Origin of the sequence: Geomonas silvestris (genome assembly GCF_014193515.1) — a bacterium.
In the GTDB taxonomy this organism is placed as follows: Bacteria; Desulfobacterota; Desulfuromonadia; order Geobacterales; family Geobacteraceae; genus Geomonas; species Geomonas silvestris.
Genome location: NZ_BLXX01000004.1, coordinates 324,400 through 338,260, shown reverse-complemented (window position 1 = coordinate 338,260; position 13,861 = coordinate 324,400). Strand labels below are relative to the sequence as shown.

General features: G+C 64.9%; 5 protein-coding genes. 4 read left to right on the top strand and 1 reads right to left on the bottom strand.

Features of this window, described 5'->3' with window-relative positions; translation table 11 throughout:
- Positions 1-23: 23 nt before the first annotated feature.
- Complete coding sequence (gene gltB / locus GMST_RS09465) at positions 24-4,607, bottom strand: glutamate synthase large subunit (RefSeq protein ID WP_183354389.1); 4,584 nt, start codon at positions 4,605-4,607, stop codon at positions 24-26.
- A gap of 522 nt (positions 4,608-5,129) precedes the next feature.
- Here gltB and GMST_RS09460 point away from each other — a divergent pair.
- From GMST_RS09460 to GMST_RS09445, 4 genes are all read left to right on the top strand, one after another.
- Complete coding sequence (locus GMST_RS09460; RefSeq protein WP_183354388.1) at positions 5,130-5,372, top strand: hypothetical protein; 243 nt, start codon at positions 5,130-5,132, stop codon at positions 5,370-5,372.
- A 593-nt stretch (positions 5,373-5,965) separates the two neighbouring features.
- A complete protein-coding gene (locus GMST_RS09455) occupies positions 5,966-8,398 on the top strand; it encodes a dockerin type I repeat-containing protein (protein WP_183354387.1) in 2,433 nt (810 codons plus the stop codon).
- 12 nt (positions 8,399-8,410) lie between these two features.
- Positions 8,411-8,968: a cohesin domain-containing protein gene (locus tag GMST_RS09450; RefSeq protein ID WP_183354386.1), complete on the top strand. Its 558-nt coding sequence runs from the start codon at positions 8,411-8,413 to the stop codon at positions 8,966-8,968.
- Positions 8,969-9,454: 486 nt separating this feature from the next.
- On the top strand, positions 9,455-13,858 hold the full coding sequence (locus GMST_RS09445; protein WP_183354385.1) for a chitobiase/beta-hexosaminidase C-terminal domain-containing protein: 4,404 nt from the start codon (positions 9,455-9,457) through the stop codon (positions 13,856-13,858).
- Positions 13,859-13,861 lie beyond the last annotated feature (3 nt).

Below are 13,861 nucleotides of genomic sequence, written 5' to 3'. Positions count from 1 at the left end.
TTTCTTAACCTCAACCTGCCTTTTTAGTGTGCCCCGACCGCCGCGTTCTCGGCGAAGGCCGCCTCGAGGGCCGCGTCGCCGGAGAGTCCGGCCGCCTCGGCACGCTCGATCGCCTGCAAGACGCGCTTGTAGTCCTTCGGCATGACCTTCACGAAGTGGTGCGCAGCGGTGCGCCAGTCGTGCAGGATCCTGGTGGCCCGGGCGCTGCCGGTCCGTTTCGCGTGCTGCTCGATCATCTCCTTCAAGGTCTCCAGGTCCTTCTCGGTGAGCAGCTCGAGGGCCACCATCTCGGTGTTGCAGCGGTTCTTGAAGTCACCTTCGGCGTCGAGTACGTAGGCGACGCCGCCGCTCATGCCGGCCGCGAAGTTGCGGCCGGTCTCGCCCAGGACAACCACGATGCCGCCGGTCATGTACTCGCAGCCGTGGTCGCCAACCCCTTCGACGACCGCGTTCACCCCGGAGTTACGCACGCAGAAGCGCTCCCCGGCGATGCCGCTTATGTAGGCGGTGCCGCTCGTTGCGCCGTAGAAGGCGACGTTGCCGGCGATGATGTTCTCCTCGGCCTTGAACGGCGAGCCGTCCGGCGGGTAGACCACGATGGTGCCGCCGGAAAGCCCCTTGCCGACGTAGTCGTTGGCGTCGCCGGTGAGTTCCAGGGTCATCCCCTTGGGGACGAAGGCGCCGAAGCTCTGGCCTGCGGAGCCGTGGAACTTGAGGCGTACCGTGTCGTCGGGGAGCCCTTCGGCCCCGTAGGCGCGGGTGATCTCGTTGCCGACGATGGTTCCCGCCACGCGGTCCACGTTGGTGATGGGGAGGTCGGCCCGCACCTTCTCGCCGCGCTCGATGGCCAGCTTGCAGATAGCGAGCAGCTTCGTCATGTCGAGCGACTTGTCGATGCCGTGGTCCTGGGCCTCGACGCAGTAGCGGCTCCCGTTGATGGCAAGCTTCGGCTGGTAGAGGATGTTGGAGAAGTCGAGACCCTGGGCCTTCCAGTGTGCGATGGCGCGCTTGGGCTCCAGGCGGTTCGCGCGGCCCACCATCTCGTTGAAGGTCCTGAAGCCGAGCTCGGCCATGATCTCGCGGACTTCCTGCGCGATGAAGCGCATGTAGTTGACCACGTACTCGGGCTTCCCTGCGAACTTGGCCCTGAGGACCGGGTCCTGGGTCGCCACCCCTGCCGGGCAGGTGTTCGAGTGGCAGACGCGCATCATGACGCACCCAAGCGTGACGAGCGGCGCGGTGGCGAAGCCGAACTCCTCGGCGCCCAGAAGGGCGGCGATGGCGACGTCGCGGCCGGTCTTCAGCTGGCCGTCGACCTCGACGATGATCCTGGAGCGGAGGTTGTTGAGGACCAGGGTCTGGTGGGTTTCGGCGAGGCCCAACTCCCAGGGGAGACCCGCGTGCTTGATCGAGGAGAGCGGCGAGGCGCCGGTGCCGCCGTCGTACCCGGAGATGAGTACCACGTCGGCGTGTGCCTTGGCGACGCCGGCCGCGATGGTGCCGACCCCTACCTCGGAGACCAGCTTGACGCTGATCCGGGCGCGGCGGTTGGCGTTTTTCAGGTCGTGGATCAGCTCCGCCAGGTCCTCGATGGAGTAGATGTCATGGTGCGGCGGGGGCGATACGAGCCCCACGCCCGGGGTGGTGTGACGGGTCTTCGCCACCCACGGGTACACCTTGTGACCCGGAAGCTCCCCGCCTTCGCCGGGCTTGGCACCCTGGGCGAGCTTGATCTGCAGCTCGCTTGCGTTGGTGAGGTAGTTGGCGGTGACGCCGAAACGCCCCGAGGCGACCTGCTTGATGGCGGAGTTCTTGGAGTCGCCCAGCTCGTTGGTCCAGGTGAAGCGCTCGGGGTCCTCGCCACCTTCGCCCGTGTTGGAGCGGCCGCCGATGCGGTTCATGGCGATGGCCAAGGCCTCGTGGGCCTCCTGGCTGATGGAGCCGTAGGACATGGCGCCCGTCTTGAAGCGCTTCATGATCTCCTCGACCGACTCGACCTCCTCGATGGGGACCGGGATGCGGATCTCGGTGTTGAAGTCCAGAAGACCCCTGAGGGTGTAGAGCTGCTCGTTCTGCTCGTCGATGAGCTTGGAGAAGACCTTGTACTCCTGGTAGTCGTCGGTCCGGGTCGCCTTCTGCAGCGACTGGATGGTGAGCGGGTTGAAGAGGTGTTCCTCGCCATCCTGGCGCCAGGCGTACTGGCCACCCGGCTCCAGCGTCGGATCGACCGGTACCCGTTTCGGGTAGGCCTTGCGGTGGCGCTCCAAGAGCTCGGCCGCGATGCCGTTTAGGTCGATGCCGCCGATCCTCGACGGGGTCCAGGTGAAGTAGCGCTCGATGAGCGACTCGTGCAGGCCGACCGCCTCGCAGATCTGGGCACCGCGGTAGCTCTGGATGGTGGAGATACCCATCTTCGCCATGGTCTTCACGATCCCCTTCACCGAGGCCTTCAGGAAGTTCTTGACCCCCTTCTTGTAGTCGAGGCCGGGGAGCATCCCCTCTCGGATCATGTCCTCGATGCTCTCGAAGGCGAGGTAGGGGTTGATGGCGGTGACGCCGTAGCCTAAAAGGACCGCGAAGTGGTGCACCTCGCGCGGCTCGCCCGACTCGAGGATGAGCGAGGCGTGGGTGCGGGTCGCGGTGCGGATCAGGTGGTGGTGCAGGCCGGCCGAGGCCAGAAGCGCCGGGATCGCCGCGTACTCCTCGTTCACGCCGCGGTCGGAGAGGATGAGGATCGTGGTCCCCATCTCGATGTGGCGGATGGCGGTACTGAAGAGGCTCTCCAGGGCCTTCTCCATCCCTTCGGCGCCGTCGGAGGCCTTGAAGAGGAGCGACAGGGTGGCGCTCTTGAAGCCCGGCTGGTTCAGGTCACGCAGCTTGTCGAGCTCGGCGTTGGTGAGGATCGGGTGCTCCAGGCGGATCACGCGGGCGCTTATGGCCGAGGGCTTCAAGAGGTTCGACTCGCTGCCGATACGAACTGCAGTCGCGGTGATGATCTCCTCGCGGATCGGGTCGATCGGCGGGTTGGTCACCTGGGCGAAGAGCTGCTTGAAGTAGCTGTAGAGGAGCTGCGGCTTCTCGGAGAGGACCGCAAGCGGGGTATCGGTTCCCATGGAGCCCAGAGGCTGGATGCCGTCGGTAGCCATCGGGCCGATGATGGTCTCCTGGTCCTCGAAGGTGTAGCCGAATGCCTTCTGGCGCTGCACGAGGGTGGAGGGCTCGAGGGGCGCGGGTTTGCCGGCACCGGGGAGGTCCGCCAGCAGCGTGTGGTTCACCTTGACCCAGTCCGCGTACGGCTTGGAGGTGGCCAGCTCGTTCTTGATCTCCTCGTCCGAGACGATGCGACCCTGCTCGGTGTCGACCAGGAACATCTTGCCCGGCTGCAGGCGACCCTTCCTGATCACCTTTGCGGGGGGGACCTGGAGGACGCCGGCCTCGGAGGCCATGATGACCAGGTCGTCGTCGGTCAGGTAGTAGCGGCAGGGTCTGAGGCCGTTACGGTCCAGGATGGCACCGATGATCCGACCGTCGGTGAAGGTGAGCGCGGCCGGGCCGTCCCAGGGCTCCATGAGGCAGGAGTGGTACTCGTAGAAGGCGCGCTTGTCCTTCCCCATCCCCTCGTGGTTTTCCCAGGGCTCCGGGACCATCATCATCATGGCGTGCGGGAGCGAGCGGCCGGACTTCACCAGGAGCTCGAGGCAGTTGTCGAACATCGCCGAGTCGGAGCCGTTGTTGTCGATCACCGGCAAGAGCTTCTTGATGTCGTCGCCGAAGAGTTCACTGGAGAACATGGACTGGCGGGCGTGCATCCAGTTCACGTTGCCCCTCAGGGTATTGATCTCGCCGTTGTGGGCGAGGTAGTGGTAGGGGTGGGCGCGGTCCCAACTCGGGAAGGTGTTGGTGGAGAAGCGCGAATGCACCACGGCGATCGCGGACTCGACAGCCTCATCCTTGAGGTCCGGGTAGTACTGGTCCAGCTGCGCCGGCATCAGCATCCCTTTGTAGACGATGGTGCGGGTCGACATGCTGGGGAAGTACCAGTAGGGATCGACACCCTTGTCGCGGATCTCGTGCAGGGCGCGCTGCTTCACCACGTAGAGCTTGCGGTTGAAGGCGTCCTCGTCGGCGCAGGAGGCCGGGCGCTTGAAGAAGATCTGGCGGATGAGCGGCTCGCCGGCCTTCGCGGTGTCGCCCAGAAGCGAGTTGTCGGTGGGGACTTCGCGCCAGCCGATCACCTCCACCGCTTCTTCGGTGATGATGCGGTGGAAGATGTGTTTCGCGGCGCTGCGCTCGGTGGCGTCGGCCGAGGTGAAGAGCATGGCGACGCCGTACTCGCCGGCAGCCGGCAGCTCGATGCCGAGCTCGGGGCAGACCTTGCGGAAGAAGGCGTCCGGCATCTGGAGCAGGATACCCGCGCCGTCGCCGGTGTTGTGCTCGCTCCCCACCGCGCCGCGGTGGTCGAGGTTGGCGAGGACCGTGATGGCCTGCTGGACGATCTCGTGGGATTTTTTCCCCTTGATGTTGGTGACGAAGCCGACGCCGCAGGCGTCGTGCTCGAACTGGGGATCGTACATCCCCTGCTTCTTGGGTAATCCGGTAGTTTTCATGTGATGCAACCTTTTGGGGGTAGTGTTCCTGCGAGCGAATGACGGTCCAATCTAGCAATAACAGTGCCGATTTGTGCTGCGGACGGTTTTCCGGGGCTTTAGCGCGAGGCGCCGCAGAGCTGCCCTGTGTAAACGGAAAGATTGAAGTGGCTGGGGTACTCATTTGAGTACTCAGGGCGGGGGAGAGTAGGGCGGGGTACACGGAACTGGAGCGCCAGAGAGTTCTTGGCTCGGTCGGGTTTGTGTGATACCAACGAAGCTCTGCGTGATACCAACGAACGACGCGGCGAATTTCTTTTCGTCTATCTGGAGAAGCCTGCGGCACGACCTTCGGTTTCCCTAAAGCAGGGGAGGTGACCCCACGTCCTCCCCTTCGCAACGGGGGGAACGAGGGTTCGGCCGCTGTGGTCTGGCATGCAGCCATTCGTACGTCGTCGCACATACACTACTATCGTCGCAAATACATTATCATTTCCGAGAGCGAGCGATCCGGTCGTCGAGGGATGGAAGAGCCGGGGAGAGATGTCCAAACGCGGTAAAGAGAAGAAGGCGGAAAACGTCGAGAAGCGCCGCCGCCAGATGGAAGAGGCGCTGGAGTGCCTCGCGGTGAAACAGGCCGCCGAGAACGAGATGAGCTTCGTCGCCAGGGTGCGCCCCAAACAGTGCAGCTTCTCGTACTGCCGGCGCTACGTCTCACCAAGTTGCACCGTCTGCCCGTACTGCGGCACCCCGCTCGGGCCGGCCCTCGAAGCGGCGGCGGTCTAGGGCCTGGAGCCCCGTGAGGGGGTAGGTGATCCCGTTACCAAAACCTCTCTTGCCGGTCGGCGCAGCTGGCTGCCGCGTCGTCACGTCCCCCCTCTTTGCGCTGGGCCCCTGCGTTCACCTCCCCCCTCAGCACGGACTGCATTGTCCTCTTTTTTACTTGCCCTAACATGAAAACTACCGATCTGTAACGTATTTCGACATTATCCTACAAGCGCTGTCGGCGTTATTGTGCCAAGGATTGCCTGCGGTTATCGGTCCGGGCGTCGGAATAATTTACACCTTCTTGCCTCGCGGCGCTTGCATCTTCATGAAATCAGCCAGTTAAGCGAGGAGCGGTTATTGCAAGCTTTTCACAGGAACAGGTGCTTGGCGCCAACGAGGGGCCTTTTGCCGTTGCTGCGCCGGTTATACCACCGGAGAGGGTATGTCGTGCATGCTGCGCTGCTGACTCAATGACCTATTAGATCTGCCACCGTTCCCCCGGTGTTGTCGTGGCCCCCTACCCGATGAGTGCGAGGTGCATGGACAGGAGGTGATGCCGGTTATCGACCGCGATGTTTCACCGACACCGAGAACAAAAGGGGGAGGAGGCTATGAAACCAAAGACGTCACTAACAGGCATCATAACCATGCTGTTACTCGGCTGGCTGTTCGCTTCTCTCGCGGCGGCGGCCGAGACCATCGTCTACTCCGAGGGGTTCGAGGCCAGCAATGGCGGCTATACGCTGCTGACCAGCGGCCCCAGCGCCAACTGGCAGTGGGGAACCCCTCCGGCTGCGCCCGGGCCCGGTGGGGCGCACGGCGGCACCAAATGCTGGGGTACCAACTTCGGCGCCCAGATGCCCCGGCCGGTGGACGAGTCGATCGTCTCCCCGCCCCTCAAGCTGCCGCAGGTCTCCGCCGACCAGATCATCAGGGTCCGTTTCTGGGCCTTCGTGAGCATCGACGGCATGTACGACCGGGGGCAGTTCTTCGTCTCCAAGGACCGGGTGAGCTGGGACTCCTTGGCCCAGTTCTACAACAACATGGAGACCTCTCCTTACACCACCCCCGGGTGGCACAAATACGAGTTCACCGTCAGCAACAGCTACGCAAGTAACGCCGACCCGAATCAGAACATCATCTATCTGCGGTTCAGGCTGGGCACTCCCTACTCAAGCTACAACTTCTACTGTGGCGGCGGGGATGACCGGTCCGGTCTGTTCGTGGACGACCTCGCCATAACCTACTACGACATCGAGGCGACCAAGAAGATCTTTACCCTCACCGCCTGGGAAGACCCCTCCGCCTGGGCCTCCTGCCCGTGGATCGCTCCCTGGAACGGCTCCCGTTATGAGGTCGACAACGACATCTACTCGGTGGCCCGCATGCCGGAGAACGAGTACCGCGACTACTACCGCCTCGGGGTGCCGCTTGCCGCGCGCGACGGCTTCTACCCGATGGAGTTGCTGGAGCGCGAGAGCGAGGTCTCCTACACCGACTCCCTGGTGCTGTGGGAGATCGACCATCCCGCCGACGTGGCCGTCGCCCCGGACCAGGCCGGGGTCCTGCACCCTTACCGGCCGGCGGCGCTCAGCGCCCCGTTGACGGCGACGGCGCAGGGGAAAGAGGTGGCAGCTTCCCTTAGCGCGGCGGACGGCAAGGGGGTTGCCGCCTACAACGGCGATACCGTGACGGTCAATTTCGGTTCGGCCAACATCGCCAGCGGGGCCACCCTGGTGCTGGGGGTAACGGGGTTCGTGCTGGGCGATGGGACGGTGCAGCCCTACAGCGGCACCCCGGCGGTGGTCGTGGAGACTGCCGACGGCAGTGGCGGATGGGTCGAGCGGGGGAGGCTCCTTCCCCGGTACGCCTATTCGGTGGCGGCCTTCGACCTGCGACCGTACCTGACCCAAGGGCAGCCGGTCAACGTGAGGCTGCGCGCCATCTCGCACGACATCAAGTACCACCTGGTCGATTTCGTTGCCCTCTACGCCGGCGCTGCCCCGGGGTTCCGGGTGAGCCCGGTAGCTCCCGGCAAGGCGACCTTCTCGGGCCGGGACGTGCTGGCAACCCTCACGTCCGATGACGGCAACTACCTAAGGCTCGCGCCGGGCGACAAGGCCGCCCTCGAGTTCCCGGTGCTCCCGCTGGCCGCGGGTAACGTCCGGGAGTTCGTTCTGGTCTCCAAGGGGTACTACGTGCCGACCAGCGGCAGCTACCTGGTGTACACCTGGGACGGCAACTCCTGGGTGCAGCGCGACGGCCATTCCTATCCCGGAAGTACCGTCAGCATGGACTTCGACCTCTCGCTCTTCCTTCCCGACCCGACCGGACAGTACCGGGTCAGGATCTGGCAGGACTTCCAGTACGAGTCGGCCGGGATCGACGCCGTGGCGATGAAGGTAGGGGGGATCGCGGCACCCTTGGCGAGCGCCTTTGACAACCGCTACAACGCGAGCGTCTTAGGGAAGCTGCTGGCGCTGGACGGGGTAACCGACAACTGGTCTTCCTGCCCGAGGAACCGCGTGGTCGACGTCTCCTTCACCCCCCCGGGGGTGGCGAACGTACCGCCCACCGTGAACCCGGTACAGGCAAGCGGCGGGACCTCGCCCACCATCTCCTGGAACTACCGCGATCCTGAGGGGAGCCCGCAGGCGCGCGCCCAGGTGCAGGTCTGGACCGGGACAGGGGCGACCGGAACCATCCTGTGGAACCCGCCCGAGTTCACCGGAACCGGCCAGTCCGTCGCCTACGCGGGGAGCGCCCTGCAGCCGGGAGGGACCTACTACGCCCGGGTACAGGCGAACGACGGTCAGGACTGGGGTCCGTGGGCCGAGGCCGCCTTCACCATCCCGCTGCAGATCTGCGGCGACCTGAACGGGGACGGCAAGACCAACACCTCCGATTACCTGATCTTCCAGAAGGCGCTCGGCAAGAGGACCGGCCAGGCAGGGTATTCCGCCGCAGCCGACATGGACGGGGACGGAGTGGTATCGCTCAAGGATTACTCCTTGTGGTATGCCTGCTATCTCAAATTCCGTTAAAGGGGGAACATCATGAGAAGACTGCTGACAGTACTTGCCGCCGTGCTCCTCTGGGGCGGTGTCGCCCAGGCCACGGTTGTTCTGCAGTTCACGCCAGGCACCAAGGACGTGGCTGTGGGAAGCACCTTCACCATGGATCTCAGGGCGGACGTCCCGAACGCCGATGCCCTGGTCGGCTGGGGAGGGACGCTGCTCTACGACCCGTCCTTGGTGCGGCTCGACGGGGTGAGCTTCGGACTGCTGTGGGATTCCGCCCTGTACCTAGGCGGCGACACCCTGGTTACCCTTTTGCTGCCGAACCCGACCAGTCCGGACCCCGGGGCCAGCGGACAGGACCTCCAGTTGGCACAGCTGACCTTCGCCTGCCTCGGGGTAGGGACCACGAGGTTGGGGATGGCCATCGATCTGCTCGACCCGGTTCAGGGGTTCATGAGGTTCGACGGGAACTACGCCGACCTGGAGATCGTCGACGCTGAAATCAACCAGGTTACCGTGCCGGAGCCTGGCACCTTCCTGCTGCTCCTGACCGGCCTGGCCGGTTGCCTGGGACTGCGGCGCCTGAGAAGCTAGCCTGACGGCGCGGCCGCGTCCGAGCCGGGCCGGGAAGCCCCGAAGATCGATCTCTTCGGGGCTTTTTTTGCGCCGAGCGGCCCGATGGCCTCTGGAGGGGCGCCTGCCAGCTCCCGGTTTTCCCCCCAGTTTCCGCCTGCCGCACGCGTCAAACTTCACGGCCCTGCCAAAAAAAAGCAATATTCCCCTAATATTGAGCAAAATTCACCAAGACACGGTAAAGAGCCTCACTATTATTGTTTACGTCATCCTGTTAAGACTTTCTCTTAAATACCCACTCTGAATTTAATACACGATAATTAACGCGTAATACAATAAAGCTGGCGTCGCTGCAGGAGCCATTGCCTACGGTTACCACCTCCGCTTCTGTGCGTGCGCAGGCTGATGAAGGAATTTCTGTGTCCTAAGAGAGTGTCCAAAGCACCGATCACCGCGGTGCATGAAATGTAATCCTGCAACACACATCTGAGCATGACAGGAGGCCCAATGAAAACAGACAGACGTATCGCTGAAGCACCATGGCGCGCACTCATCGTGATCGCCATGCTGCTCCTCCTCGCGGTTCCACCCGGCTACGCCGCCCAGTGTCCCCCCAACATCTTCCCCGGGGTGGTCACTACGTCGCTGACCGACCCGCAGGCGGGGCTCTCGAACCTCTTCACCTTCAACAACCCGATCCTGGATTCGACGAAGCTCCTCAAGTACGCGACACCGGTCCCCAACCCGCTCGCCCCGGGCTTCATCTACACCCCCAACGGCACCCAGGGCGGGGAGACGCTGTACACGGTCTCCATGCGGGAGATCACCCAGAGCCTGGGGGTCGTCTACAACAACCCCGCGGACACGGCGAACAACGGCTGTACCGCGGCCCCCAACACGGTCTGGACCTACGGCGACGCCCGCGACAACGGGGTTACCACGGCCCCCACCGCAGCGCACAGCTTCCCGGGCCCGACCTTCGAGCTGATGAGTAACGTGCCGCACCGGGTGCTCTGGACCAACGAGCTCCCCAACATCGACCCGCGCCGCCACCCGGCGAACGTCGACCCGACCCTAGACTGCGGCCCCAACGCCCCGGGCTGCTTCCCCTTCAACCGGGTGGTGCCCCACGTGCACGGCGCGCACGTCGCCGACGACAGCGACGGCAACCCCGACCAGTGGTTCAACCCGGGGTGGTCCGTGGTCGGCCACAACTGGCGCCCCAACACCCACATCCCGGGTGCCACGCTCGGCACCTACCGCTATGAAAACACCCAGGACGCCGCAACGGTCTGGTACCACGACCACGCCATGGGGCTTACCCACCTGAACGTCTTCGCCGGGCTTGCCGGCTTCAACATCATCCGCGACGCGAACGAGCTCGCCATGCAGACCCCGCCGGCGGGTGGCGGGCCGGCAGTGCTCCCCAAGTACCCCTTCGAGAACCTCCTCGCGATCCAGGACCGCGTCTTCGACACCAGCGGAAAGATGTACTCCCCGGACCGCCCGATCCAGGACCAGGGCGCCACGCTTACCGGCGTCGCCTGCGACGCGACCCTGCCGACGGTGGTGAGCCCCGCCAACCCGGTCGTCTCCCCGTACGCCTGCGCCGCGGCGAACCTGGTGGGGGGGACCGGCAACATCCTGCTCCCCACCACGCCGTGCGACCCTGCCGCATCCATCGTCGCCCCGGTGAGCCCCTACGCCTGCCCGGTGAAGTACTTCACCGTGAACCCGGACGGCTCGCTCGTCGAGGTGCCGACCGGGACCACCCCTCCGGCCGGTGCCGTGACCTTCCCGTCGATAACCGGTGAGTACTGGGGCAACGTGATCCTGGTGAACGGCCAGGTCTGGCCCAAGCAGGACGTGGAAAAAAGGGTGTACCGCTTTCGCTGGCTGAACGGCTCCGATTCCCGCAGCTATGTCCTGCGCCTGGTGGACGCGGTCACCAAGCAGCCGATCCCCGGGCTGGACATCTGGCAGATCGGCACCGACCAGGGCTTCTTGAACGCGCCGGTCAAGGTCATGATCAACGACCCGAGCGCCGTCGCCCCCCCCGCCGTGGCTCCCTTCCCGCAGACCAACGGCATCGTCATCATGCCGGGCGAGCGCGTCGACGTCCTGATCGACTTCAAGAACGTGCCGGCGGGGACCACCCAGGTGCTGCTCCAGAACCTGGGCCCCGAATTCCCCTACACGGGCGAGTACCCCCCGAACGCCGCCAACGGCCAGACCCCGAGCGCGATCGTCCCCGAGGTCATGCTCTTCAACGTGCTCCCCACGCTGAGCGCCACCCCCGACACCATGACCCCCTCGGCGATCACCTCGCTGCGCACGCCGATCGTCCCCTTGAACACCACCGTGGGGACCCCGGTGCGCACCATCTACCTGGCTGAGCGCGTCGACCGCTTCGGCCGGCTCACCCTGACCTTGAACGGCGTCGACTACATGAGCGCCATCGACGAGTTCATCAAGCTGGGCGACACCGAGGAGTGGGACGTGGTGAACCTCACCCCGGACGGCCACCCGATGCACCCGCACCAGGTCGCCTTCCAGGTCATCAACCGCCAGGACCTCATCGACCCGGCGACGGGGCTCCCCTTTGCGGCACCGATGAACCTGCCCCTGGTCAACACCCCGGTTTCCGCCCAGTTTACCGGCGTGGCCCCCAACCCGGCCCTGCCGACCGCCACCGGCGCCATCTACCCGCCGGAGGCCAACGAGGTGAACGCATGGAAGGACACCATCTTCATGCCCCCTGGCAAGGTGACCCGGATCAGGGCTACCTGGGACATCCCTGGACTCTACGTTTTCCACTGCCACATCCTCTCCCACGAGGAGAACGACATGATGCGCCCCGTCGCGGTGGTCACCCCGGCCGCCTCGGTGCAGCTGACTGCCTCCCCGGCATCCCAGGCTGCCGGCGCTCCGACCATGGTTACCCTTAACGCCGACGCGAAGACCGGGATCGCCGCACATACCGATTCCAACGCCTTCGAGTACCAGTTCACCGTCACCGCCCCCGGCGGGGCCACCACGGTGCTGACCCCGATGTCGATGGTGCCGCCCACCTCCACCCCGGGCTACACCATGGTCCGCCAGGTCACCTGGACCCCGCCCGCGGTCCCCGGAACCTACCAGATCACCGTGACCGCCAAGCCGATGGGGCAGGCGCCGAGCACGGCGAACTCTGCGAGCACGACCCTGAGCTACACCGTAGCCGCAGCCGCTGTTTCCGGAGCCACTTCGACCACCGGCACCGGCTACTACAAGGCGGGGAGCTCGGTGAACGTGAGCCTCTCCTTCAACCAGCCGGTCAGCTCCACCGGGCTCGCCATCGCCCTCAACAACGGCGTGACCGTTAACACCGGGGCGCTTGCCAACGCCACCTCCTTCAGCGGTTCCTTCGTGGTGGCGGCCGGCCAGGATACCCCGGCCGGGAAGTTCCTGGAGATCGCCTCCATCACCGGCAGCATCACCGATGCCTCCGGCAACGTAACCGCGAACCCCGCGGTCCCCGCGGGCGCCAACATCTCGAACATGGTGCAGATCGTGACCGACACGACGGCTCCGGTCTCCTCGACCACGGTCGCCGCCGGTACCTATGCCGGTTCCGTGACCGTGGGGCTCACCGCCAACGAGCCTGCGACCATCTACTACACGACCGACGGCAGCATCCCGACCACCGCGTCGACCATCTATACCGCGCCGATCGTGCTCGCCTCGTCGGCCGCCGCGACCCTGACGGTCAAGTTCTTTGCCGTCGACAAGGCGGGGAACGTGGAAACCACCGTGAAGAGCGCGTCCTACACTATCCACGTGGCCGACCTGGTCGCCAAGATCGCCCTCAACAACGGCAGCCTGTACACCAATTCCGTCAACGCAAGCCTCTCCCTGTCCGCAAGCGACGTGAAAGGGGTGGCCTCCTACGCGATATCCACCGACGGCGTCAACTTCCCGAAGACCGTGGCGATTTCCCCGGTCGTCACCGTGTTCTCGGCCAAGAACATCGCGGTCACCCTGCCGGCGGGCGACGGCCTCAAGACGGTCTACGTCCGGTTCACCGACGGTCTCGGCGTGGTCTACCCGCCGGTAACCGCGCAGATCACCCTGGAAACCCAGACCCCGACGGTCTCGATCACCCCGGCTCCGGGAACCTATGCCGGCAAGATCTCGGTGGCCCTTTTCTCCCCCAACGAGCCCGAGGGAGCCACCATCTACTACACCACCAACGGCAGCACCCCGAGCAAATCCTCGGCGAAGTACAGCTCCCCGATCTCCCTAAGCGGCGCGGGGCAGACGGTCACGGTTAAGTACTTCGCCGTCGACATGGCCGGCAACGTCGGGGCCGTGCAGACCGCGACCTACAGCTTCGTGGCGAAGCCGGACATGACGGCCGACTGCCGCATCAACAACAATGCCTTCTACACCAATTCGCGCAACGTAGTACTCAACGTGACCGCCTCCGACCCGATCGGCGGCGGAGTCGCCACCATGTCCTTCTCCGAGGACGGCATCAACTTCACGGCGCCGGTCCCCTATGCCCAGACGGCCGCCCTGCCGTGGAAGATCTCTTCCTCCGGCGACGGCGTGAAGACCGTCTATTTCCGCCTCACCGACAAGGGGACCCAGGGTGTGGCGCCCATCACCTACACCTTCACCGACAAGATCATCCTGGCTGAAGGGGTGAAGCTGGCCTGCGGCGACCTGGACGGCGACGGCAAGGTCGACCTCGCCGACGTCTCCAAGGCACTCGCGGCGAGTGCCGGGTTGAGAAAACTGCTCCCGGCCGAGCAGGCCCGTGCGGACGTCGGGCCACTGGTACAGGGAAAACCGGTACCCGACGGGGAGGTCTCCACCGGCGACGTGATGGCGATCATGCAGAAAGTCGTGGGGCTGGCCAAGTTCTAGATC

Coding starts and splice junctions, on each gene's coding strand:
- gltB (WP_183354389.1), bottom strand. CDS start 4,607: ATGAAAACTACCGGATTACCCAAGAAGCAGGGGATGTACGATCCCCAG.
- GMST_RS09460 (WP_183354388.1), top strand. CDS start 5,130: ATGTCCAAACGCGGTAAAGAGAAGAAGGCGGAAAACGTCGAGAAGCGC.
- GMST_RS09455 (WP_183354387.1), top strand. CDS start 5,966: ATGAAACCAAAGACGTCACTAACAGGCATCATAACCATGCTGTTACTC.
- GMST_RS09450 (WP_183354386.1), top strand. CDS start 8,411: ATGAGAAGACTGCTGACAGTACTTGCCGCCGTGCTCCTCTGGGGCGGT.
- GMST_RS09445 (WP_183354385.1), top strand. CDS start 9,455: ATGAAAACAGACAGACGTATCGCTGAAGCACCATGGCGCGCACTCATC.